Source organism: Candidatus Competibacter denitrificans Run_A_D11, assembly GCF_001051235.1.
Taxonomy (GTDB): Bacteria; Pseudomonadota; Gammaproteobacteria; order Competibacterales; family Competibacteraceae; genus Competibacter_A; species Competibacter_A denitrificans.
On sequence record NZ_CBTJ020000033.1, the window covers coordinates 60,458 to 84,137 of the forward strand.

20 protein-coding genes are annotated in these 23,680 nt (G+C 57.5%); 16 read left to right on the top strand and 4 right to left on the bottom strand.

Annotation, left to right across the window (positions count from 1 at the left end):
• The first annotated feature begins 9 nt into the window (after positions 1 to 9).
• Complete coding sequence (locus BN873_RS07190) at positions 10 to 1,071, top strand: hypothetical protein (RefSeq protein ID WP_048672247.1); 1,062 nt, start codon at positions 10 to 12, stop codon at positions 1,069 to 1,071.
• On the opposite strand, the gene nfi is transcribed toward BN873_RS07190, so the two are convergent.
• Positions 1,068 to 1,727 (bottom strand): deoxyribonuclease V, encoded by a 660-nt coding sequence (gene nfi / locus BN873_RS07195; RefSeq protein ID WP_048672357.1) that lies wholly within the window; start codon positions 1,725 to 1,727, stop codon positions 1,068 to 1,070. The genes BN873_RS07190 and nfi overlap by 4 nt on opposite strands.
• A 293-nt stretch (positions 1,728 to 2,020) precedes the next feature.
• Between nfi and hisG the strand changes: the two genes are divergently transcribed.
• The 15 genes from hisG to BN873_RS07270 all read left to right on the top strand — a co-directional run bounded on the left by hisG (position 2,021) and on the right by BN873_RS07270 (position 21,182).
• A complete protein-coding gene (hisG, locus tag BN873_RS07200) occupies positions 2,021 to 2,893 on the top strand; it encodes an ATP phosphoribosyltransferase (protein ID WP_048672250.1) in 873 nt (290 codons plus the stop codon).
• 198 nt (positions 2,894 to 3,091) lie between these two features.
• Entirely contained in the window at positions 3,092 to 3,529 is a 438-nt protein-coding gene (gene ndk, locus BN873_RS07205; RefSeq protein ID WP_048672251.1) for a nucleoside-diphosphate kinase, read from the top strand.
• A gap of 19 nt (positions 3,530 to 3,548) precedes the next feature.
• A complete protein-coding gene (gene rlmN, locus BN873_RS07210) occupies positions 3,549 to 4,646 on the top strand; it encodes a dual-specificity RNA methyltransferase RlmN (protein ID WP_048672255.1) in 1,098 nt (365 codons plus the stop codon).
• Between the two features lie 13 nt (positions 4,647 to 4,659).
• A complete protein-coding gene (locus BN873_RS07215; RefSeq protein WP_048672258.1) occupies positions 4,660 to 5,418 on the top strand; it encodes a tetratricopeptide repeat protein in 759 nt (252 codons plus the stop codon).
• On the top strand, positions 5,415 to 6,524 hold the full coding sequence (locus BN873_RS07220; RefSeq protein ID WP_048672260.1) for a RodZ domain-containing protein: 1,110 nt from the start codon (positions 5,415 to 5,417) through the stop codon (positions 6,522 to 6,524). Before BN873_RS07215 ends, BN873_RS07220 begins: the two co-directional genes overlap by 4 nt.
• 51 nt (positions 6,525 to 6,575) lie before the next feature.
• Positions 6,576 to 7,862, top strand: coding sequence for a histidine--tRNA ligase (gene hisS / locus BN873_RS07225; protein WP_048672262.1), 1,287 nt, complete (start codon positions 6,576 to 6,578; stop codon positions 7,860 to 7,862).
• A gap of 33 nt (positions 7,863 to 7,895) precedes the next feature.
• Positions 7,896 to 8,888 (top strand): YfgM family protein, encoded by a 993-nt coding sequence (locus BN873_RS07230; RefSeq protein ID WP_048672265.1) that lies wholly within the window; start codon positions 7,896 to 7,898, stop codon positions 8,886 to 8,888.
• Between the two features lie 2 nt (positions 8,889 to 8,890).
• The gene (gene bamB / locus BN873_RS07235; RefSeq protein WP_071244065.1) at positions 8,891 to 10,051 is read left to right on the top strand and encodes an outer membrane protein assembly factor BamB; all 1,161 of its coding nucleotides are present in this window, start codon (positions 8,891 to 8,893) and stop codon (positions 10,049 to 10,051) included.
• A 182-nt stretch (positions 10,052 to 10,233) separates the two neighbouring features.
• Positions 10,234 to 12,456, top strand: a complete 2,223-nt coding sequence (locus tag BN873_RS07240; RefSeq protein ID WP_048672270.1) for a primosomal protein N' — start codon at positions 10,234 to 10,236, stop codon at positions 12,454 to 12,456.
• 341 nt (positions 12,457 to 12,797) lie between these two features.
• Positions 12,798 to 13,106: a DUF485 domain-containing protein gene (locus tag BN873_RS07245; protein ID WP_048672272.1), complete on the top strand. Its 309-nt coding sequence runs from the start codon at positions 12,798 to 12,800 to the stop codon at positions 13,104 to 13,106.
• A complete protein-coding gene (locus tag BN873_RS07250; RefSeq protein WP_048672273.1) occupies positions 13,103 to 14,788 on the top strand; it encodes a cation acetate symporter in 1,686 nt (561 codons plus the stop codon). The genes BN873_RS07245 and BN873_RS07250 overlap by 4 nt, the downstream gene beginning before the upstream one ends.
• A 126-nt stretch (positions 14,789 to 14,914) precedes the next feature.
• Positions 14,915 to 16,828, top strand: coding sequence for a putative nucleotidyltransferase substrate binding domain-containing protein (locus BN873_RS07255; protein ID WP_048672276.1), 1,914 nt, complete (start codon positions 14,915 to 14,917; stop codon positions 16,826 to 16,828).
• Positions 16,829 to 16,853: 25 nt separating this feature from the next.
• On the top strand, positions 16,854 to 18,638 hold the full coding sequence (argS, locus tag BN873_RS07260) for an arginine--tRNA ligase (protein ID WP_048672277.1): 1,785 nt from the start codon (positions 16,854 to 16,856) through the stop codon (positions 18,636 to 18,638).
• The gene (locus BN873_RS20050; protein WP_139031662.1) at positions 18,635 to 19,606 is read left to right on the top strand and encodes a hypothetical protein; all 972 of its coding nucleotides are present in this window, start codon (positions 18,635 to 18,637) and stop codon (positions 19,604 to 19,606) included. Before argS ends, BN873_RS20050 begins: the two co-directional genes overlap by 4 nt.
• A gap of 166 nt (positions 19,607 to 19,772) precedes the next feature.
• Positions 19,773 to 21,182, top strand: a complete 1,410-nt coding sequence (locus BN873_RS07270; RefSeq protein ID WP_048672281.1) for an HDOD domain-containing protein — start codon at positions 19,773 to 19,775, stop codon at positions 21,180 to 21,182.
• A 120-nt stretch (positions 21,183 to 21,302) separates the two neighbouring features.
• On the opposite strand, the gene BN873_RS07275 is transcribed toward BN873_RS07270, so the two are convergent.
• From BN873_RS07275 to BN873_RS07285, 3 genes are all read right to left on the bottom strand, one after another.
• On the bottom strand, positions 21,303 to 21,641 hold the full coding sequence (locus tag BN873_RS07275) for a P-II family nitrogen regulator (RefSeq protein WP_048672284.1): 339 nt from the start codon (positions 21,639 to 21,641) through the stop codon (positions 21,303 to 21,305).
• Positions 21,642 to 21,768: 127 nt separating this feature from the next.
• On the bottom strand, positions 21,769 to 23,136 hold the full coding sequence (locus BN873_RS07280) for an ammonium transporter (protein ID WP_048672285.1): 1,368 nt from the start codon (positions 23,134 to 23,136) through the stop codon (positions 21,769 to 21,771).
• Positions 23,137 to 23,177: 41 nt separating this feature from the next.
• Positions 23,178 to 23,516, bottom strand: a complete 339-nt coding sequence (locus tag BN873_RS07285) for a P-II family nitrogen regulator (RefSeq protein WP_048672286.1) — start codon at positions 23,514 to 23,516, stop codon at positions 23,178 to 23,180.
• Positions 23,517 to 23,680: the final 164 nt, after the last annotated feature.

The window sequence follows — 23,680 nt, forward strand, 5'->3', positions numbered from 1 at the left end:
GTCAAGACCATGCTCCGGCTGCTGCAATCATTGTTTTCAACGACGCCCAATTATCCAGGAAAATTTGATGCGGCGCTCATCCGGGGTGCCATCGAACGGGTCGTGGGCGGCACCGATCCACGATTGCGGATGGCAACCCAATATCAAAAAAAACTTTGGCCCGCCGTTGAACGGTCAATCGATTACGTCAATGGGTTGGTGGATTCGCTGCCGCCGCCGGTTGAAATTGGTGGCTGCCGGTTCACCACCGATCCCCGCTTACGGGCACTGTTCGCCTCGTCGCAGCACCTGCAAGAAATCTTAAGTTTTGGCAAAGAGCTGCATCAGTATCGCCAGCGCATCGGTGGAGGCTTACCCACCGATTTGTACGCCCTCCTCCGCACGGAACGAACCGAAAAAATCATTCTTGGAGTTGCCTTGGAAGGCAATATCATCCGCCGCGATGTCCCGCAAATCACCATCAACTTTCACAACCACAGCGTCGCTTTCCCAGCCGGTAGCGAAACCAAAACCCGGCGCGAAATCAAAAAACGCGCCTTCGACCATCTCATCGAAACCGCATTGGCATATCTGGTCGCCGTTCGTAACAAAAAACAGGATCTGGAACATCAACAACGCCAACTGTTCCAGAAGAAAACCAAACTGCTCAAAGGCGCAAGCGTCGGTCTTGAGCCTTTACTTGATCCGCAGGCCACCGCCATGGCCACGCCCGCCGCCATCGACCGCCGGCTCCGTGAAATTGAAACCGAGCTGAACCGGCTGCGGGCCGATTCGGCGACCCTGGACCACCACCTTGCCAAAGTAGCAGCGACCTTGCGCGAACCGGAAAAGCATCTGCGCCTGGATCGGGTCACGCTGGCCTTGGATCACATGAACATCAAGATCGATAAAGAAGCCGCCAACGCAGCCAATACGATCACCTTCGATGAAATCATGTTGGGACAAAATCGTCGGATCACCGTGTTACCGATCCATTTTCCAAGCAACGAACTCTTACCAGAGCAGGATTTTTTTGCCGAAGCCAATCGGTTGCTGTATGCGGGCGCTCAGCCCAAGTTGACGACGATTTAACCCGACGCTAACCGGTGTGCCTGACGAGTGGTCTCCGGTAGGCGGTAGCGGGTGCAGCAGCCCATCACGTAGCCGATAGCCGTTTCCAGACTCACGCGGTGGCCGGACGAAACATACAGCGGCTTGACCCCTGACCGGGTACGCACTATCGCGCCGATCACCTCTTGGTGTGCCCGCAGCGGCGACCACTGCCCTCGCTGATGGGCTGGTTCTACCCCGGTCCCGTACAGGCGAGTCTTGCCAACGCCAATGCTGGGCACATCCATCAGCAAGCCCAGATGGCTGGCGATGCCGAACCGGCGCGGGTGAGCGATGCCTTGTCCGTCGCACAGTAGCAGATCGGGCGGCTCACACAGTTGTGTCAGGGCATCAAGAACAGCCGGTAATTCCCGAAACGACAGCAGGCCGGGGACATAGGGAAATTCGGTCGGTCGGCGGGCGATGGTGGTTTCCAATAACTCCAGCCCCGGATAGGCCAGCACGGCCACTGCTGCCCGAGTCACGGTCCCGTCCGCTTCAAAACCGACATCCACGCCTGCCACCCGCCGCACTGTGCCTAGCCGGTCGGCCAGAATCACCCGCCCCCGTAACGCTTGTTGCAAGGCGATGGCTTCAGCCGGTGTGACGTTCCAAGAATGGGTCAAGCTCGCTTTCATAGGGAATTCACCGCCAACCAGCGCAATCGCGCGCCATAGCGCGCCCCGTGCGGCCAAGTTGCAAGAACAGCAAAGCACCGAGCACCATATCAAGCTAAACCATCAGAAAAACAACGACGACATAAGCGGTCATGGCATCAGAAAAACTCGGAGCCTCGAAAAAAGCATCGGGCCGTGATCGCTGCACGATTCGGTTTTCACAAACCTGTCACCAGCCCGGGCGGGACATGCTCACCCGCTTTGGCATAGAATGGCGGCCCTTTCAGCCACCCTGATCCTAACAGGATTCCATCATGCGGCAACTCAAACTCGGCATTCCCAAAGGCAGCCTGGAAGCGTCCACCATCGCCCTGTTCGGCCAAGCCGGCTGGACCATCAGCCCCCATAGCCGCAACTATTTCCCCACGATCAACGATCCAGAAATCAGTTGTGCGCTGGTGCGGTCCCAGGAAATGGCGCCCTACATCGCCAATGGCACTCTCGACGCGGGACTGACCGGCTTGGACTGGATTTTAGAAACGCGGGCCGATGTCGCGGAAATCGCTGAGTTGAGCTACGCGAAAAGCTCGGATCAACCCGCCCGCTGGGTCTTGATCGTCAAGGGCGACTCACCGATTTGCTCGCCAGAGGATTTGGCTGGCAAGCGCATTGCCACCGAACTGGTGGGCTTTACCCAACGCTACCTGGCCGAACGCGGCATCACGGCGACGGTTGAATTTTCCTGGGGCGCCACTGAGGCCAAAGTCGTCGAAGGGCTAGTCGATGCCGCCGTCGAAATCACTGAAACGGGGAGCACTATCCGCGCTCACGGATTGCGCATCGTCTGCGATCTGCTGCACACCACCACTCGCCTGATCGCCAACCCCACCGCGCTGGCAGATCCGTGGAAAAAAGCCAAGATCGAGCAAATCGCCCTGCTCACGCGCGCCGCGCTGGCTGCGCGCAATAAAGTCGCACTCAAAATGAACGTCCCGGCGGCGCAACTGGATCAGGTCGTGCAACTGCTCCCCAGCCTACACGCACCCACCGTCAGTCATCTCTACGACCGTGACTGGCTGGCTCTGGAAACCGTGGTGGATGGTGGTTTGGTGCGTGATCTCCTCCCCCGGCTCATTGCCGCCGGTGCCCAGGGTATTCTTGAGTACGAACTCAAAAAGATGGTCTAACCCTTTACCGCCACCCAATTTCGGGACAGCGGAACTAGTTGCCTATACTGACAATTTACTACCAACCTTGCGGCTATGCGTTGCTTGAGTCGCCAAAATATCGTTAAACTCTACCGAGTAATACCCGCCGCCGTTCGCTAGACTTGCCTCACGGACCAATCTTAATCCCCATCCGCTTTCCCCTTTGCTGGAGCCCTTATGGCCTTGGAACACACCCTTTCCATTATCAAACCCGATGCGGTTGCCCGTAACATCATCGGCAAGATTTACAACCGCTTCGAAGAGGGCGGCCTACAAATCGTTGCCGCCAAGATGCTTCGCTTAACGCACGAACAGGCCGAAGTCTTTTATGCTGTGCATCGTGAACGGCCGTTTTATCCTGAATTGATCGATTACATGACCTCCGGCCCGGTCATGGTACAGGTGTTGGAAGGTGAAGATGCTATCGCCAAGCATCGTGAAATCATGGGTGCTACCGATCCCAAGAAAGCAGATCCCGGCACCATCCGAGCTGATTTTGCCGAAAGCGTGACGAAAAATGCGGTACACGGCTCCGATGCCACTGAAACCGCCGCGCACGAAATCGCTTTTTTTTTCGGCCAGTTTGACCTGTGTCCTCACACTGACTCCGTTTGAATATAAAGCGTCCACCGCCGTGACCGCCAGCAGTGCTAAAATCAACTTGCTCGATCTCAATCGGCGCGATTTGGCAGCCTTTTTCATCGGGCTGGGCGAAAAGCCCTTCCGTGCTACCCAACTGATGAAATGGGTTTATCACGAGCATGTCGTTGATTTCGCGGCGATGACCGATTTGAGCAAGGGCCTGCGGGGCCAACTGGCCGAGCGGGCCGAGATTCGGCTTCCTGAGGTGGTGCTGGCACAAGCCTCACGAGATGGTTCTCACAAGTGGCTGATCCGGGTGGATAACGACAATTGCATTGAAACGGTGTTCATCCCGGAAACGGACCGCGGCACGCTGTGCGTTTCCTCGCAAGTCGGCTGCCCGCTGGATTGTTCGTTCTGTGCCACGGCACGCCAAGGATTTAACCGTAACCTCAGTGCCGCCGAGATCATCGGCCAAGTCTGGTTGGCCAGCCAGACGCTGGGCCAGGTATCCAAGGGTGCTCGCCCCATCACCAATATCGTGCTGATGGGGATGGGCGAGCCGCTGCTCAACTTTGACAACGTGGTAAAAGCGACCGAACTCATGCAGGACGATTTGGGCTTTGGTATCTCGAAACGCCGAGTCACGCTGAGCACCGCTGGCGTGGTCCCTGCCCTGTACCGGCTGCGTGAGGTCTCCGAAATCAGCCTGGCGGTCTCACTGCACGCGCCTGATGATGCGCTACGTGATCAGTTGGTACCGCTGAACCGCAAATATCCCATCGCCGAGTTGCTGGCCGCTTGCCGACAGTACATCGCCGACAAACCATACCGCCGCATCACCTGGGAATATGTGTTGCTGGATGGGATCAACGATTCGGAAGAACAGGCCGATGCCCTGGCGGCGCTGTTAAAACACATTCCGTCCAAGGTCAACTTGATTCCGTTCAATCCATTTCCGGAAACACGCTATCAGCGCTCCAAGCCGGCCGCCATCGCCCGCTTCCAAGCGGTACTGATGGCGCATGACCTGACCGTGATCACCCGCAAAACTCGCGGGGATGATATCGCCGCTGCCTGTGGTCAGTTGGCCGGTCAGGTGCAAGCGCGCGGTCGGCGGCCGGAACGTCGCCTACAATTGACGAGTTGAGAGGCCATCCACCATGCGCCACTCGACTGCACCGCTGGTTTTGATTCTTACCGTACTACTGGGCGCTTGCGCCGGAAGCAAGGACGGCGAATTCAAGGAAAATGTTTCCGAGGCGAACTTCAAGTTAGGCATCGGTTATCTGCAATCCGGCCGCCTTGACATCGCTGCGGAAAAGCTGCTTAAAGCGGTGCAATACAACGAAAATTATCCAGAAGCCCATAACGCTTTGGGGGTTCTTTACGAGGAGATGCGCGAGTATGGACCGGCCGAAACCCATTTCAAACAGGCCATCGCCCTTAAATCTGATTACACGCTGGCCAGACTGAATTACGCTCGGCTGCTGTGCGCGCGTGAACCGATTCGCACCGCCGAAGGCGAGAGCGAATTCCAAAAGATTGCTGACAACCAAGCCAATTCTGGCGCTACTGCCTCGGATGCCTATGCCGGACTGGGGCTGTGCGCCCGCCGCCGCAATGATCCAGCGCAAGCTGAAATCTGGCTCCGTAAGGCGCTTGATCAAAACCCCAACAATGCCATCGCCCTGTACGAAATGGCCGAACTCAGCCAGATTCAGGGCAAGGCGCTGCCGGCGCGCGCTTTTTTACAACGCTATCATAGCCAATCTCGCCCAAACCCACAGAGCTTGTGGCTCGGCTTCACCATCGAATCCGCTGCCGATGGAGACCCCCTGATGCGGCGAGAATACAGCAGTATCTTGTCATCACAGTTCCCAAATTCCGAAGAAGCCCAACGCATCAGTAAACCAAAATGATGACGCCCCACGAAACTACACTCGATGTGAACTCAACGGCCAAATCGATGGACGCCGCAGACACCGAATCGCTGGGCGCTTGGCTCACCCGCGCCCGCACTCGATTTAATGCCGAGCAACGCGATATCGCCCATCACCTTGGCTTGAACCCCAGCATCATCGCCGCGCTCGAAAGCGACGACTTGAGCCAGCTTGGCCCACCGGTGTTCGTGCGCGGTTATCTAACGCGCTATGCCCGACTTTTGGGCCTGCCCGAACAGGAAGCGCTCGAACGCTACCAGCGGCAAATGGGGACCAGCCAAAAGCCACCCCCCTTACAGGTGACACATCCCCTACGGCGGCAAACCCGGGTGCGCGACTTGCGCGGGGTTTTTTATCTGGCGCTGCTGGTGGGGATCGCATGGACGGCGATCCAAAATCTGAATAATCTCGACCCCAGTCGCCTACTGACGTTCTGGTCGGATGGCCGCTCGGACTCTGTGAGCCGGACCGGTAATCAACCGGCTAATACCGATAGCCGGACCCAATACCCGTTTCAGGCAGAACCGGCGACCACCACTGCCTCGGCCTCGCTGGCGACGAAGGAAGCACCCCTACCCCAGTCCAGCACGATGGTTCCCGCCAGCAGCAATGTCGGCTCGCCCGCTCCAGCCGCCCCCATGACACCCGCGTCTCCGCCACAACCAGCGACCGTCTCACCGACATCTGGAGTGGTGCTCACGACTAACACCCCATCCGCCGCTGGTTCGCCAGAGTCTGCCGCTGGCCCTGCGATACAAGGGGTCGTGGCGATTGCTACGGTTCCGGCCACCGGTACGCCCACGGAAGCCGGGGGTGCCAGCTCGGCGAACGAAGCAAAACTCCTGCTGGAATTCAGTAACGATTGCTGGATGGAAGTGAAAGACGCGCAAGGCAATGTACTCGCCAACGGGCTGATGAAAGCCAACAGCGCTCATACGATTTCAGGCTCGGCGCCCTTCAAGGTAACGCTTGGCAATGCGCCTGCCGCCCGTATCATCCTGGATGATCGCCTCGTCAACACCGATATTTACGTCCCCCGACGCGGTACGGTCAGCCGGTTTACCTTAGATCGAGGCCAACCTTGACGCTCGACATCGCTTGCGTCAACACCTAGCCCCTCAGCCAAATTCACACGCATGGCCAACTCTTTACAAGCCGTCCGCGGCATGAATGACCTTCTGCCCGGCGAAACGGCGCTGTGGCAATCGCTTGAAGCAACCTTGCGCACGGTTCTCGCCGGCTATGGCTATCAGGAAATACGGCTGCCTCTGGTCGAAAAAACCGAGCTGTTCGCCCGTTCCATCGGCGAAGTGACCGATATCGTCGAAAAAGAGATGTACACCTTTGCCGACCGCAACGGTGACAGCCTGACCTTGCGCCCCGAAGGGACTGCTGGCTGCGTGCGAGCCTGCATCGAACACGGACTGCTGCATAACCAAACGCAGCGCTTGTGGTATGTCGGCCCGATGTTCCGCTACGAAAAACCCCAAAAAGGCCGCTATCGTCAGTTTCATCAGGTTGGCGCGGAAGCTTACGGCATGGTCGGCCCGGACATCGACGCTGAATTGATTTGCTTGTCGGCCCGACTGTGGCGGCAGTTGGGCATCCGCGATGTCACCCTGCAAATCAATTCGCTCGGTTCTAGTGCTGCCCGCGCCGCGTACCGCGAACGGCTGGTCGCGTATCTGACGACCCGGCACGCTGAGTTGGATGAGGACAGCCGGCGGCGTTTGCACACCAATCCATTGCGTGTACTCGACAGCAAAAACCCAGCCATGACAGCCGTGATCGCCGAAGCGCCTTCACTGCTTGATCATCTCGATCCCGATTCTCAAGATCATTTTGCCGGCTTACGAGCGCTGCTGGATGCCGCTGGCGTTGCCTACACGATGAACCCCAGGTTGGTGCGAGGCTTGGATTATTACTGCAAAACAGTGTTTGAGTGGGTCACCGACACCTTGGGCGCGCAAGGCACGATCTGCGCCGGTGGCCGCTACGATGGCCTGATCGCCCAGTTAGGTGGCGAAGCAGTGCCGGGTGTTGGCTTTGCGCTCGGCCTGGAGCGCCTGGCCGCTATGCTGGCGGCCACCGGCTATCCCGCCACCGAACCACCGCCACACGTTTATCTGATCTTGGCCGGTGAAGTGGCCCAGCGTATGGGGCTGGCCTTAGCCGAACGCTTGCGCGATGAGGTAGCGGGATTGCGGCTGCGGATGAACTGCGGTGGCGGTAGCTTCAAGGCACAATTCCGGCGAGCCGACAGCAGTGGAGCGCGTTTTGCTCTGGTCGTGGGCGATGACGAACTGGCTGCCAAAACCGTTAGCATCAAACCCTTGCGTGCGGCACAAACCGCTCAGCTCACCCTGCCCGAAGACCAGGCAATCGCCTATCTGCAAGCGGCGATGCAGGACGGCCAACCTTAACCAATCCAACCGAACGCCAGAGGAAACCGGGCGATGGAACAGTACACCGACGAAGAACGAGTCGAGGACTTAAAAAAATGGTGGCAGGAAAACGGCACTAGCATCATTGTCGGCATCGTGCTCGGTCTGATCGTCATTTTTGGCTGGCAATACTGGGGTTCCTACCGTAACACCAAATCCGAGCAAGCCTCTTTGGTTTACGATGCCTTCATCGTGGCCGCAGAAAAACCCGATGCCGATCAGGCCAAGCAACGCGGTCAAGCGTTATTGAACGATCTTCCCAAATCACCCTACGCAGCGCTGGCGGCGCTTAGGCTGGCCAAGCTAAGCACCGACAGCGGCGACACGGCAGACGCGAGTCAGCGGCTGCAATGGGTGATCGATAACGCAAAACTTGACGAACTCAAGGATATCGCCCGGCTACGCTTGGCGCGCATTCTGTTTGCAGCCGGTAAGCCCGCTGATGCGGAACCACACCTGGCCAAAATCACCACCGCCGGCCTGACCGCCGAACGCGAGGAGCTGCGCGGCGATGTCGCACTGGCAGGCAACGATTTCACCAAAGCGCGCACCGCCTACACCGCCGCGCTGGCTGCCAGCGGCGGCAACCCGCTGCTGCAAATGAAACTCGATCATTTGAACCCGGCGAGCGCCGATTCGGTCATCGTGGCACCGGCGGCACCACCCACCCCCACACAACCCGAAGCACCCCAGACAAATGCAGCGGCACCGCCGGCCACCGTATCAGAAGCGCCGGCGGTCACAGCCCCTGCGGCAGCGGCCGAGTCATCACCACCCCCGCTACTCACCGCACCAGCCCCCACGACCGCCACATTAGCGCCGACCTCACCCCCCGCCGAACCCACAGCAACCGGCTCGGCTCCAATCCCGGCAACGACCCGCGTGGCGCCGACACCAACGCTGCCTGATGCTATAGTCACATCCGCGCCCCCAGCGTCCGCCAGCCCGGAAGCTGGCTCAGCCGCAACCGTGCCGGCCCCGGTCCCCCCTACACCAGGTCAATGATCATGATTCGTCGCGCGTTCTTGCTGGTATTGCTCGCGTTGAGCACCGGCTGTAGCTGGCTCGGTGGCTGGTTCGGTAGCTCCGACAACTCGCTACGGCCGGCGGAACTGAAAACCATCGTCTCGCCGGTCAACGTCAGTCAGCTTTGGGAAACCAAGGTAGGTTCCGGCACGGCAGGCCAATTCATTCGGTTGACTCCAACGCTGGCGGACGGTCGCCTGTACGCTGCCAGCCACGACGGCACGATTTTGGCGCTTGATGCCCTCACCGGCCAGCGCCTGTGGGACGTGAACAGCGACCTACCGATTTCAGGAGGTGTCGGCTTGAGCGACAGCGGCTTGGTGCTGGTCGGCACCGATCAGGGGCAAGTGGTCGCTTTACGCCAAGCCAACGGCCAGGAAGCCTGGCGGGCCACCGTGTCCAGCGAAGTGCTCGCGCCGCCGCGCGGTGCCAAAGGCATCGTGGTAACGCGGACTGGCGATGGCAAATTCACCGGTCTTGATGCCGCATCCGGCGAGCGGCGCTGGGTATCCAGCCACGCACTGCCGGCGCTGAGCCTGCGAGGCAATTCAGCACCTATCGTGGTGCAAAACCTGGTGGTTGCCGGTCTGGAAACCGGTAAGCTGCTGGTTCTATCGCTGGACAAGGGGCTACCGCTCACCGAAAAAACCATCGCCCCGCCCCGTGGGCGTACCGAAATCGAACGGCTGATCGACATCGCGGCCGAACCCAAAGTGTTCGGCGATACGCTCTATTTGGTGGCCTATCGCGGCAATGTGGCCGCTATTGACATGCGCGCTGGCACTGTGGTCTGGAATCGCGATCTTTCCAGCTATGCTGGGCTTGATGTCGATGCCAGGCAAGTGTACGTCAGCGACGACATGGGTGCGGTGCTGGCTTTGGATCGGGGAGATGGCCATACGTTGTGGCAACAAACGGAGCTGAGTGGTCGTCAGTTAACAGCTCCGGTCGCCAGTGATGGCTATGTTGTGGTCGGTGATTTGGAGGGTTATTTGCACTGGCTCAATAAAAGCGATGGCCGTATCGTCGGCCGGACCCGTGCAGCCGGCAAGCGCATCATCGCACCCCCGATTGCAGCCGGTAATACCATCTTTGTCTACGGTGAGAATGGTACGTTGGGCGCTTTCCGAGCCGGTGGCTAAACACACCTCTGCTCGGTCGTATTCCGCTTTCCCATCGACCAATCTGTGGCGATAGACGGGCCAACGTCTTTTAATCCCGTCTATCGTGTGATCTTACCGGTCGAACCTGCTGACCATCACGATGGCGCCAAGTTTTGGCTTGGCCAACGATGGCGTAACCGATTCCTGGCGGACTTCTTAGCGTGGCTACGCTCATCCTGCGGATTGCTGTTCCCTCGCCGCTTGATCGAACCTTTGACTACCTGCCACCACCGGATTGCGACCTGAGCGCGCTAGCCCCCGGTGTGCGAGTGCGGGTACCTTTCGGCCACCGCGATGTCATCGGTTTTCTAGTCGGGACCGCCGACGGCACGGCTGTGGTCCCTGACGCACTCCGGTCGGCACACGCGATCCTTGATGCTGAGCCGGTGTTATCGGCCGAAACGCTAAACTTCTTGCAGTGGGCACAGCGCTATTACCACCATCCACCCGGCGAGGTATTAGCAACCGCCCTTCCGACACTGCTCCGCCAAGGCGAACCGGCGATTCCACCAGATATTCCGGTACGCTGGCGAATCACCGCAGCCGGCCGCGAGGCCCTTGCCATCGGCACGGCTTTGCGTCGTTCGGCCGGACAGCGCTTATTGCTAGAGCATCTGGCGCCCTATCCAGCGGGTCTTACCACCGTATCGCTGCGCACCACAGCGCGCAATCCATCCGCCATCCTACGCACTCTACGGGCAAAAGGCTGGGTAGAACCGCACGCAGCACCCGGTCCCGAAAACCCCCCAAATCCTTGCTCCCGCAGCAATCTGGCACGCCCTGTTTTGAACGAGGCACAAGCGGCGGCAGTGGCGGCGGTAGTGGCTGAGTTGGACCATTTTCAGGCTTTTCTCCTGGAAGGCATCACAGGCAGCGGTAAAACCGAAGTCTATATTTGCCTAATCGAGGCGGTGCTCGCGCGCGGCCGACAGGCGTTAGTGCTGGTTCCAGAAATCGGCCTTACCCCTCAATTGTTAAGTCGATTTAACGAGCGGTTGCCAGGTCCGCTGGCGGTGATGCACTCCGGCTTGACCGACCGGGAGCGGCTAAACGCCTGGCTGTTGGCGCGCGATGGCTTAGCCCGCGTCGTGGTGGGAACCCGCTCGGCGGTTTTCGCGCCCCTGCGCACAGCGGGTCTACTGATCGTTGACGAAGAGCACGATAGCTCCCTCAAGCAACAAGACGGCTTTCGCTACCATGGCCGAGATTTGGCTGTCATGCGGGGTCAGCAGTTGAATATCCCGGTGGTGCTGGGTTCGGCCACTCCCGCTTTGGAAACCTATCACAACGCCCAGCGTGGCCGCTACACACGCCTTAGCCTGCCGGAGCGGGTTGGTGGTGGCCGCGAATCGCCTATTGAAGTGGTTGATCTACGCCGCCAGCGGCTTACGGAAGGGTTATCCCAGCCCTTATTGGCGCGGGCCGGAGAGCATTTGGCCCGTAACGAACAGGTTTTGCTGTTCCTCAATCGCCGTGGGTTCGCACCGGTGCTGTTCTGCCACGAATGCGGCTGGCTCAGCCAATGCCACCATTGCGATGCACGCATGACCATCCACCTGCGCCAAGGTCAGCTGATTTGTCACCATTGTGGCGATCAGCGAGCGGTGGAGAGGGCCTGTCCGCTGTGTGGCAGTGTCGATTTGCGTGCGCTCGGCCAGGGCACGGAACGCCTCGAAAACGCGCTGCAAACGGCATTCCCGGATATCCCGATCACTCGCATCGACCGTGACAGCACCCGTCGGCGTGGCAGCCTGGAAGTGCTGCTGGCGGGCATTACAGCCGGCGGCGCCCGCCTGTTGATCGGCACCCAAATGCTGGCTAAGGGCCATCATTTTCCCGATGTGACGCTCGTCGGTATCGTCGATGCCGATCAAGGCTTGTATGGCATTGATTTTCACGCCAGCGAACGGATGGCCCAACTCATCTTGCAAGTCGCCGGTCGTGCAGGCCGCGCCGATAAGCCCGGCACTGTGCTGATCCAGACCCACCAACCCGGTCACCCACTATTGCAGATTTTGGTCTCTCAAGGCTATCCGGCGTTCGCGGCGGCCACGTTGGCCGAGCGGAAGGCCGCATTGCTGCCGCCGTTTACCTATCAGGCATTGCTGCGGGCCGAAGCGACCACTGCCGAGCAAGCGACCGCATTTCTCCGGGCTGGCCTTGCCTTGGCCGAAACCATTGCCGATGGTGTGGAGCTGTTAGGACCAGCGCCGGCCCCGATGGAACGACGCGCCGGCCACTATCGCGCGCAACTGCTCGTGCAAGCGCTCCAACGCCAAGACTTGCATCGGTTTCTTGATCTTTGGGTTCCGCGTTTGCGTGCAAAGAAACGGGATCAGCGGGTTCGTTGGTCGCTAGACGTAGACCCGATTGAGCTTTATTAAGTGCCGATGGCCCGGACGTTTATCGCGTAGGTGGTACGACTCGAAGCGAAGTGCTAACGCTTTCAGTCCATAAAAAAATGGAGTTTACGTGACAAGTTTGCAGAAAATTTCAAGACATTGGAAAAATAAGCTAATCATTAAGCCTTTACATGGCGTGGAACACGGCTAGACTTTTCTTGTGCTTGTGCTTTTTCCAACGGCCAGGCAACCATTAAAGAAGCTGAGGGGAATCGGTCGATCTGGGAAACCGCTCTGGAATCCCTAACCGGAATAATGCGTCAAGAAGGCTGAGGCCGCTTCTCATTCACACCACCATCAACTCTTGTTCCTGGAAATTAATGATGCAACAAGACCTGGTACACGCGATAAAAAGCAACCCTAAATATCATGAACTCCTTACGAAACGTAAGTCGTTCGCCTGGACACTAGCTGCGGTCATGCTGGTTATCTACTACGGCTTTATCCTGATCGTCGCATTCAACAAAGAGTTTCTCGGCCAGCCGCTGTCAGCGGGATCGATCACCACGGTCGGAATTCCGATTGGTCTGGGGGTGATCATCAGTGCCTTTGTGCTCACTGGTATTTATGTCCGCCGCGCCAACTCCGAATTTGACCGGATGACTCGTGAGATCAAGGAGGAAGTATTATGAGAATATGGCAAAACATTACCGCAGTTCTCGCGTTGAGCTTGGTCGCTGGCGTGGCGCTGGCCGCGGGCGATATGGGTGAAGTCAAAAAGCAGGCAGTCAATGTGCCTGCCATCATCATGTTTCTGGCCTTTGTCGCTGGCACCCTGGGCATTACCTATTGGGCAGCGCAACGCACCAAGACCGCCAAGGACTTCTACGCCGCTGGCGGCGGCATCACCGGTTTTCAGAACGGCTTGGCCATCGCTGGCGATTACATGTCAGCGGCCTCGTTCCTCGGTATTTCCGGCCTGGTGTTTATCAACGGTTACGACGGTCTGATCTACTCGGTGGGCTGGTTGGTCGGCTGGCCGATCATCATGTTCCTGATGGCCGAGCAACTCCGTAATCTTGGCAAGTATACTTACGCTGACGTGGTGTCTTACCGCTTCCAGCGGGTTCCGATGCGCACCATGGCGGCCACCGGCTCGCTGGTCGTGGTCATTCTGTACCTGATCGGCCAGATGGTCGGCGCGGGCAAGCTGATTCAGGTCTTGTTCGGGCTAGACTATACCTACGCCGTCATTATCGTCGGGGTGTTGATCATCCTGTATGTCACCTTCGGCGGCATGTTGGCCACCACCTGGGTGCAAATCATCAAAGCCTGCCTGCTGCTCGGTGGGGCTACCATCATTGCCTTTGGCGCGTTGTACGTCGCCACCGGCGGTTCGATGAGTCCAGAAGCACTGTTCCGCAAAGCGACTGAAGTTCACGCCAAAAAGGATGCGTTGATGCGTCCCGGTGCGTTGGTCACCAGCCCGCTGGAAGCCATTTCGCTCGGTCTCGCCCTGATGTTCGGTACTGCGGGTCTACCCCATATCCTGATGCGGTTCTTCACCGTGCCGAATGCCACCGAAGCCCGTAAGTCCGTGTTCTATGCGACCGGCTTCATCGGTTACTTCTATATCCTGACTTTCTTGATCGGTTTCGGCGCTATCGTGCTGCTGATGCCCGCTGATTCCGGCTACATGATCACCAACGCCAAGGGCGTGCTGGAACTGAAGGGTGGCCAGAACATGGCGGCGGTCAATTTGGCGCAAGCGGTCGGCGGCAATTTACTGCTCGGTTTCATCTCCGCCGTCGCCTTCGCCACCATTTTGGCGGTGGTCTCCGGCCTGACTCTAGCAGGTGCCTCAGCGATTTCGCATGACCTCTACGCCAGCGTGTTCGCACATGGCAACGTCAACGAACAGCAGGAAGTGCGCGTTTCCAAGATGGCCACTCTGGTCTTGGGCGTTATCGCCATCCTGTTGGGTATTGCCTTTGAGCAGCAAAACGTCGCCTATCTGGTCGGCCTGACCTTCTCGGTGGCCGCCAGCGCCAACTTCCCGATCCTGATCACCTCAATCTTCTGGTCGAAAATGACCACCAAGGGTGCGCTATTGGGCGGTTGGCTGGGGTTGGTCAGTTCGACGCTGTTCGTGATCCTGGGGCCGACGGTGTGGACCGATGTGCTCAAATTCGGCGACGCCATCTTCCCGTTCAAGAACCCCGCGCTATTCTCGATGACGATTTCGTTCCTGGGCATCTGGATCGGCTCAATCATGGACAACAGTGAAAACGCCCGCCAGGAATGCGCGGCCTTCGAAGCGCAGGATGTTCGCTGCCAAACTGGCATCGGCGCTGAAGGCGCAGCCAGTCACTAACTGGCCCCAGCCGGCAGAGGGGGCATTAAGTGCCAACCTCCTGCCGGTTTTGAATCTGCTAAGATAATCCCCCCTTCCGGAATCGCCGCAGGGGGGTTTTATTTTTGACAACCGGGCAGACTATCCTTGGCTACTCCCGACGCTCTGGACCCAAAAAGCTTTCTGGCGAACCTGCCACCTTTCAGCCAACTATCTGCATTAGAGTTGGCACAGTTGACCCAGAACCTAACCGTGGCCCACTACCACACCGGTGAGGTCTTGCTGAAAGCAGGCGAGCGGCCTATCTGCCTGTTCGTGGTCATCACAGGTACCGTTTGGGAAATTGAGGGCAACGACCCGCCGAGTCGGCCTCCGCAAACGCTCTCAGAGACCGCGATCTCTCAAAGCCAAGACGAGGATCAGCCCTCGCTAAAGTGCGTGATCGCGCTCTACACTGCGCAGGACACGTTTGATATTCGCGGTTTACTGGAAGGAACCAGCAAGCGCTCTTTCGTAGCCGCCGAGCCGACACACTGCCTGTGTCTGGCTAAGGACGTATTTTTGGCAACTCTGCAAGCCAATCCAGGCTTCGCCCGCTTCTATGATCTTAAAATCGCGCGGCGAATCACGGCTGCTTCTACTGAGTCCGAAGATCTACAAGAACTGTCAGCGTTCACCGTTACCAAAATCCGCGATATTTATATCCATCCGCCGACCTATGTCACCGCCAAGGCCACGATCCACGAAACAGCGGTGGCGATGAAAACCCATAAGACCAACTCGGTCCTGGTTCAGCACGGCGATGAAACCGGTATTTTGACGGCGACCGATTTGCGGGAGGCCGCCATCATCCAACGGCGCTCGCTGGATGCTCCGGTCGGATCGCTGGCGACCTATGATTTGATCGGCATGGCGCCCGACGACTTTTTGTTCAACGCCCTGCTGCAAATGACCCGGCACAATATCAATCGCTTGGTGATCCGCGAGGGCACCACCATCCACGGCATCCTCGAACAAATTGACCTGTTAAGCTATCTATCGAACCACTCGCACCTGATCGCCCTACAAATCGAGCGTGCGCAATCCAAGGAAGAACTCAAGTGGGCTAGCCGAGAACTGATCAATGTTATCCGCGATTTGCATGGCAAGGGCGTCAAAATCCGTTACATCATGCAATTGGTTTCCGAACTTAACAAAAAAATGTTGCGGAAACTGATGGAATTGTTAGCTCCGCCGGAGCTGCTGGATAATTCCTGCCTGCTGGTATTGGGGAGCGAAGGCCGCGAGGAACAGGTCTTAAAAACCGACCAGGATAATGCGCTGATCTTGCGCGATGATTTCTCCTATGCGGATCTGGCACGGATCACCGCCGAATTCACAGCCAGCCTGCTGGATTTCGGCTATCCTCGCTGCCCTGGCAATATCATGATTTCCAACCCTTACTGGACCAAATCAGTCGCGGCCTTCAAGGATGAGCTGTTCGAGTGGATCGTCCATCCCACCCACGATTCGTTTTTGCAATTTGCTATCTTCTGCGATGCCAAGGCAGTGGCCGGCGACGAGAATCTGCTCCGCCATGTTAAGGATCGGATGCATCGTCTGCTCGGCGATTACCGTTCTTTCTACAGTCAGTTTGCGAAAGCCACCGTCGCGTTTGAAACACCGTTGGGGTTTTTCACCAATTTCGTGCTTGAGAAAAATCGCGATGAATTGGATATTAAGAAAGGTGGCATCTTTCCCATCGTCCACGGCGTTCGCAGCCTGGCGTTGGAATATCGACTCCCACAGACCAATACCATTGAGCGCATCACCGCCCTAAGCCAGCGCAATTTATTTGCACCGTCTTTCGGCACCGAGTTGATTGAGGCGTTCACCTTCATGTCCACCTTGCGGACCCGGGCCGGCTTGCAAAAAATCGAGCAGGGACTACCCCAAGACAACTACATGAACCCGAAAGAACTCAGTAAGCTGGATCGGGAGCTGTTGCGCGATTCCCTCAAGATCGTCAACGAGTTCAAGAAATTCACTGTATACCACTTCAAACTCGGCATGATCAGTTGACGAAGAAACACGCGAAGGCTTTCTCTTGAAAACGCATCTGCAAACTCTTATCGCCCAAGCGCTTGACGCCTTGCTCCAGGACGGCTCGCTGTCTGGTCCCCTGCCAGCGGAAATTCCGCTGGAACGCACCCGTGAGCGGGCGCACGGCGATTTCGCCAGCGCTGTAGCGCTGGGTTTGGCAAAAACCGCCCGGCGCAATCCGCGCGAACTGGCCGAGCGTATCGTCGCCGCCCTGCCCCCTTCCGAGGGGATCGCCAACGTCAAGATCGCCGGGCCGGGCTTCATCAACTTTTTCCTGGCACCGGCTGCCTATCACGCCGTCGTGCAGGAGATCATCGAGCGCGGTGACAGCTTTGGCCGTAGCGAACTCGGCGCCGGGCAGCGGGTTCAGGTGGAATTCGTTTCCGCCAACCCGACAGGTCCCCTTCATGTCGGCCACGGCCGGGGCGCGGCGTTCGGCGCTACCGTCGCTAACCTACTGGACGCTATCGGTTATCAGGTTCAGCGCGAGTATTACGTCAACGACGCGGGGCGGCAGATGAACATTCTTGCGGTCAGCGTTTGGTTGCGCTATCTGGAGCATTGCGGCGAACGATTCGAGTTTCCCAGCAATGGGTATCGCGGCGACTATGTGCGCGCCATTGGCGCTCGCATTTACGCTGAACAGGGCGGGGCTTACGTCTTGCCGTCCACCCGCATCTTTCAGGGCCTGCCGCCTGATGAAATCCGCGATGCCAGCGGTAATCTGGTCAGCCAAGGCGATAAGGAAGCGTATATCGATGCGCTGGTGGAGCGCGCCCAAACCCTTTTGGGGGAGCGCCGCTATCGCGCCATCTTTGATCTGGGCCTGAGAACCCTGCTTGACGATATCCGCGATGATTTACGGGAATTTGGCGTCGTCTACGAAAAATGGTATTCGGAGCGAACGCTAGAGCAGAGCGGCCTGGTCGATAAAGCCATTGAACGGCTCGGCGCCGCCGATTATCTCTATGAGCAAGACGGGGCGTTGTGGTTTCGCTCCAGCGCGTTCGGAGACGAAAAAGATCGTGTGGTTAAACGTGAAAATGGCCAGACCACCTATTTTGCCTCTGATATCGCCTACCATCTGGAAAAGTTCGAGCGCGGTTTTGATCAAGTGATCGATGTTTGGGGTGCCGACCATCATGGTTATGTCCCTCGCGTCAAAGCCGCCCTCCAGGCCATGGGAGAAAACCCGGATCGGCTGGGTGTGCTGCTGGTGCAATTTGCGATTCTCTACCGCAATGGCGAACGGATGCCCATGTCCACTCGCTCCGGCGAATTTGTCACGCTGCGGGAACTGCGCCAGGAGGTCGGCAACGATGCCGCCCGCTTCTTCTATGTGATGCGCAAGAGTGAACAACACCTGGATTTCGATCTCGACCTTGCCAAATCGCAATCGAAGGACAACCCGGTCTATTATATCCAGTATGCTCATGCCCGCGTATCGAGCGTACTAAGGCAATTGCGCGAAAAGGGCTTCTCTCGGGACATGGCGCGTGGCCATGCCAGTCTGGCGCGATTGAGCGAACCCCACGAAGAGTTACTGCTGGTGGCCCTGTCGCGCTATCCAGAAGTGCTGGAAAGCGCTGCAATCAATCATGAGCCGCACCAACTGGCGCACTATCTACGCGAATTGGCCAACGCCTTCCATACTTACTACAACGAACACCGGGTTCTCGTAGACGACGACGATTTGCGGGATGCCCGCATCAATCTCAGTCTGGCAACGCGACAAATCATCAAAAACGGACTCACCTTATTGGGCGTTTCGGCCCCGGAGGTTATGTGAGTATCCAACGCGATTATAAACCTGCCTCGACTTGGCAGCGCCGCCGACAAGCCGTGCGCCGACACGGTTTGTTGGTCCTCACCCTCGCTCTCATCGGGCTATTTGGCGGCGCGCTGGCCTACATCCGTAAGGGCGACTCGCCAGCACCGGCCTCTCCTGCAACCAGCGCTACCCCGACTGCCACGGCTGCACCGGCACCTAAAGCCAGCCCATCCAACACACCGACGACCCCTAAGGGCAACGCGGCCAATGCACCGACACCAGCAATCCCCCCCCTCGAAAGCGTACCGCCGCCGCCAAAGCCGAAATACGACTTTTACACTGAACTGCCCAAGCGGCAAATCAATGTTCGGCGGGATGAGCCAAAGCCACAGCGATCCGCGCAGCCGCCGACTCGCTTAGCGCCGGCCACACCGGTGGCTACCACCACCAAGGCTAACCGCAAGCAAAAGACCCAGACGCCAGCCGTTGCTGTCCCTGCGGGCGACATTAAATTGGTCTCCCCGAAAAAAACCAGCCAACCATCCGCTACGACAACAGCCGATCAGGGTAACAAACCCGGCAGCACCAAGAAAAATCCGCAGCCATCATCGAGTGTCGCTACTACAGTAGGCGGTAGCAAATCAGCGACTGGAAAGAAGGATAGCCAGACACCACGCTCGACTTCCCGCAGCGATTCCGGTTCCGCCAACTCCGCCCGTAATACCACGGCACCGGTTACTCCTGCTGGCCCGACCGGTACGAAAGCAACCACCACCAAAGCCGCCCCTATCCGTCATATCACAACACCGACTACCAGTACGGACAATGGCCCCAGGTCGGCCGCACCCATACGCAACGCCACAACGCCGACAGCCGCCAATAGCGGCTCCAGACCAGATTATCCTGCAAAACCTGTTAGCCCTCGCCAAACCCGATCATCCCAATCGCTTAACCCCAGTGCCCCCGTCGCGGTAAAAATCGAATAAGTTTTGCCGCATCAAAAGCCTATTTTGCCCAGCCCGGTTGATGCTCCTGGTTGCTTGTTTCGCGCTCAACAAACTCGGATTTGTTCACTCGAACAATTCTTCGTAATAAAGCTATAATAATAATGTGACGTTTTTTATCTGGCGATCTAAAGCTAGGGGCATTGGCATGAACCTTCCGGATTCCGTTCAGAGTTTTTTGGATCGACAGCAACTCCCTTATCGTTTGATCGCCTATCCACCCAATCAAACGATGGAGCAAACCCGGCAAAAACTTGCCCTATCGGCTCGACAAGCTGTTAGAACTGTTTTATTAAAATCAGCCGATGGTTTACTGATGGCCATCCTGCCCTATAGTCATATTCTTGATTTCGCCATGCTTTGCCAACTGTGGGGATCCGAACTACAGCCGTTGCACGGTGCAGAGACCACAAATTTCTTCCAAACTCATGGGTGTAAGGGGTACTCTCGGCCTCCCTTGGCCACTCTCTTCAATATCCCCCTGTTGGTCGATTCCAGCTTGATGTATGAGGCCGAGATCTATTTCGAAAGCGGTACCGGTGATACGATGGTGCGGATGGAAGGTGAGGATTTCGGCAAACTGTTCGCGCAAGCTCGCTGGGGACAGTTCGCAATTCCGCTAGAAAACTTGGATTTTCATTTAACCAAACAGGTCAGCGCACGAAACCTGACAGGGCTAACCAATCGTTATACGCCCTTAAAATCTGCCAACCTTGAGCACATCGTTGACTTGCCCGATATCTCGCCAGCGGTACAAAAAATGCTCGCCTTGTACGCTAACCCGGAGTCGTCAGCACACGACCTCGTTAAGCTCGCAGCGCGCAATGCCAGTTCGGCTGCTCGGCTCGTGTATTGGGCGCGCGTCCCGTTGCATGGCTTTCGCGGCACGGTAGACTCATTGGAAACCGCCATTGAGGACGTGTTGCCGCCGGACAATGCACTGGCTTTACTGCTGGGTTCCAGTATGGCCGAACAGTTTCATGTGCCGATTGAGGGTGCGGTTGGTTTACAGTCTATTTGGCGGCATAGCGTCTATTGCGCTGCCCTGGTTAGCGAGTTGGTCAAAAATCTGCCCCAACCACTGGTAAATCCTGGCCTGGCTTATCTAGGGGGATTACTACACGATTTTGGCTATCTCGTGCTCGGTCATGCCCTGCCCGCACAATTTTTCTTGCTCAACCGATTTTTAGACGTGAATCGGCATGTACCGATCAATGATGTGGAACGCTATGTGATGGGGGTCGAGCATTGGCAAATCGGCGCTTGGCTCATGCAATCCTGGAATCTGCCCGAAGAGGTGATCGCTGCAACACGCTGGCACCATAACGAGGACAGCACCCATCTACACGCCGAATACTCCAACCTGGTGCTGATCGCTAACCGTTTGCTCCATTATTTCGGCTTGGGCGAAGAGCACAATAACCGTCTCCCCGCACTGGCCATGTTCATGCTGGGCATTACTCGTGAGCAAGCCATGGCAGCAGTCAATCAAATCCACGCCTGCACAACGGAGCTGGATAACCTGTGCGCGGTGTTGCCCGTGGCGGACGAAACCTGAAACCTGCTATCGGCAGCGCAGACGCTGACCCAGGTACCCAATCCCTAGACTCCCCAGCCACCGCATATTACAGCGCCGAACTCCACCGCACCGCGCTGGCAATCCCAAAATTCATGCTGCTTATAATGCGCTAGGACCCATTTCACCGGTACGGATACGGATAGCGCTTTCCAGGTTATAGACGAAGATCTTACCGTCACCGATCTTGCCAGTGTTGGCCGTGGTACGGATCGCCTCCACCACCTGCTCCACTAAACCGTCATCGACGGCGATCTCCAGCTTGACCTTCGGTAGAAAATCCACCACATATTCGGCGCCCCGGTACAGTTCGGTGTGGCCTTTTTGCCGACCGAAACCCTTGACCTCGGTCACGGTGATGCCCTGCACGCCGATACCCGACAGGGCCTCCCGCACATCGTCCAATTTGAACGGTTTGATGATTGCGGTGATAAGCTTCATGGCTGCCCTCTGCGTTCGTTTAAGCCAAAAATGAAAGGTCGGGGCCGGACTATAACCGAAATCCGGCACTGCGTGTGAACGGAGGCAGGCCGTTTTGCCTGCCCCGCTCCCTCGCCAAACCCAACCGTTACAGGCTGTAACCCCGCTCGTCGTGCAAAGCGATGTCCAACCCTTCCGTTTCCTGCTCCTGGGTGACCCGCAAGCCGAGCACCGCGTCAACGATTTTCAGCAGGACGTAACTGACAATGGCGGTATACAGCACCGTCAAGGTGGCTCCCTTGAACTGGGCGAACAGTTGCCCGCCCACGCTCACCCCTTCGGCAAGCCCGATGCCGCCCAGACTCTTGTCCGCACACAGGCCGGTCAAGATGGCCCCCAAATAACCACCCACAGCATGGACACCGAAGGCATCCAGCGAGTCATCATAACCGAGCGCTCGTTTGAGTCTGGTTGCACTCAGAAAGCAGACGACGCCAGCTACCAGACCGATCAACAACGCACCCATCGGGCCGGCGGTGCCCGAAGCCGGTGTGATCGCCACTAAGCCGGCGACGGCACCAGAGGCGATGCCTAACACGCTGGGTTTACCGTGCGTCAGCCACTCCGCGAACATCCACCCTAACGCCGCCATCGCTGTGGCAATCTGGGTGACCGCCATCGCCATGCCGGCACTACCGTTGGCCGCCAACGCGCTACCCGCGTTGAACCCGAACCAACCGACCCACAACATCGACGCACCCACGATAGTAAAATTGAGATTGTGTGGCGGCATCGCAGTCTGCGGAAACCCTTTGCGCTTACCAATCACCAAGCAGGCCACCAATCCGGCCACACCGGCGTTGATATGCACGACGGTGCCACCGGCGAAATCCAGGACACCCCACTGGCTACCGATCAACGAACCCGCCCCACCCCAGACCATGTGAGCGATAGGCAGATAGATAAACGTCAGCCATAAACCAATGAACAGCAGCAGCGCGGAGAACTTCATCCGTTCGGCGAAAGCACCGACGATCAGCGCTGGAGTAATGATGGCAAACGTCATTTGATAGGTCATAAACACCGTTTCCGGGATGGCGTTAGAGACCGTGGCAACCGGTTGCCATAAACTTTCTGCCGTAACACCCTGAAGAAACGCCTTCTCCAAGGTGCCGATGAAAGAATTCAAGTTGACTGTACCCGCTGCCATGCCGGTAGTATCGAACGCGAGGCTGTAGCCATATAGCACCCACAAAACCGTCACCAGCGCGGTGATGGCGAAACATTGCATCATGATCGACAACACATTCTTGGCGCGTACCATGCCGGCATAAAACAGCGATAGGCCCGGAATGGTCATAAACAACACCAAGGCCGTCGAGGTCAGCAGCCAGGCAGTATCACCCGAATTCAAGACAGGCGCTACCGCTTCCTGCGCCCATGCCAGGGTGGGTGCCAAACCGAGCAGCAGCCCCAGCAGGCCGCCACCGTGCGCGATGCGTTTTCTTTTGCTCATCGGTCAATTGCTCCTGGAGATAGCGAAAACGGGGCAGCGTCTTACAGGGCTTCCGGCCCGGATTCACCCGTTCGGATACGGATGGCTTTTTCCAAGTCGTACATGAAAATTTTCCCGTCGCCGACCTTACCGGTGTTAGCAGCACGACTCACCGCTTCGATCACCCGCTCGACCAGATCATCGGCCACACCGACTTCCACCTTGAGCTTGGGTAAGAAATCCACCACATACTCCGCCCCGCGATACAACTCGGTATGCCCCTTCTGGCGACCGAATCCCTTGACTTCAGTGACCGTGATCCCTTGCGCACCCACTTCCGTCAGCGCTTCTCGAACATCATCAAGCTTGAACGGTTTAATGACCGCAGTGATTAGTTTCATGACGCAACTCCTATCATTTTGCTTAAGGGATGCCGGCTGTCTGACATCCGCGTGTGCCAGCACCAACAACTCAAGATGACGGGAGCCTAAGCACTTTTCATGCCAATAAATAAAATTAAATAAATACAAATTATTACCGAAATTTATCCACCCTTGATGGTCTA

What these genes read in the sequence shown, in the direction of transcription:
- hisG (WP_048672250.1), top strand. Translation starts at nt 2,021, where the DNA reads ATGCGGCAACTCAAACTCGGCATTCCCAAAGGCAGCCTGGAAGCGTCC.
- BN873_RS07280 (WP_048672285.1), bottom strand. Translation starts at nt 23,136, where the DNA reads ATGAGCAAAAGAAAACGCATCGCGCACGGTGGCGGCCTGCTGGGGCTG.
- BN873_RS07190 (WP_048672247.1), top strand. Translation starts at nt 10, where the DNA reads ATGCTCCGGCTGCTGCAATCATTGTTTTCAACGACGCCCAATTATCCA.
- BN873_RS07230 (WP_048672265.1), top strand. Translation starts at nt 7,896, where the DNA reads ATGGAACAGTACACCGACGAAGAACGAGTCGAGGACTTAAAAAAATGG.
- ndk (WP_048672251.1), top strand. Translation starts at nt 3,092, where the DNA reads ATGGCCTTGGAACACACCCTTTCCATTATCAAACCCGATGCGGTTGCC.
- hisS (WP_048672262.1), top strand. Translation starts at nt 6,576, where the DNA reads ATGGCCAACTCTTTACAAGCCGTCCGCGGCATGAATGACCTTCTGCCC.
- BN873_RS07220 (WP_048672260.1), top strand. Translation starts at nt 5,415, where the DNA reads ATGATGACGCCCCACGAAACTACACTCGATGTGAACTCAACGGCCAAA.
- BN873_RS07250 (WP_048672273.1), top strand. Translation starts at nt 13,103, where the DNA reads ATGAGAATATGGCAAAACATTACCGCAGTTCTCGCGTTGAGCTTGGTC.
- nfi (WP_048672357.1), bottom strand. Translation starts at nt 1,727, where the DNA reads ATGAAAGCGAGCTTGACCCATTCTTGGAACGTCACACCGGCTGAAGCC.
- BN873_RS07285 (WP_048672286.1), bottom strand. Translation starts at nt 23,516, where the DNA reads ATGAAACTAATCACTGCGGTCATTAAACCGTTCAAGCTTGATGATGTT.
- BN873_RS07215 (WP_048672258.1), top strand. Translation starts at nt 4,660, where the DNA reads ATGCGCCACTCGACTGCACCGCTGGTTTTGATTCTTACCGTACTACTG.
- BN873_RS07245 (WP_048672272.1), top strand. Translation starts at nt 12,798, where the DNA reads ATGCAACAAGACCTGGTACACGCGATAAAAAGCAACCCTAAATATCAT.
- BN873_RS07270 (WP_048672281.1), top strand. Translation starts at nt 19,773, where the DNA reads ATGAACCTTCCGGATTCCGTTCAGAGTTTTTTGGATCGACAGCAACTC.
- BN873_RS07275 (WP_048672284.1), bottom strand. Translation starts at nt 21,641, where the DNA reads ATGAAGCTTATCACCGCAATCATCAAACCGTTCAAATTGGACGATGTG.
- bamB (WP_071244065.1), top strand. Translation starts at nt 8,891, where the DNA reads ATGATTCGTCGCGCGTTCTTGCTGGTATTGCTCGCGTTGAGCACCGGC.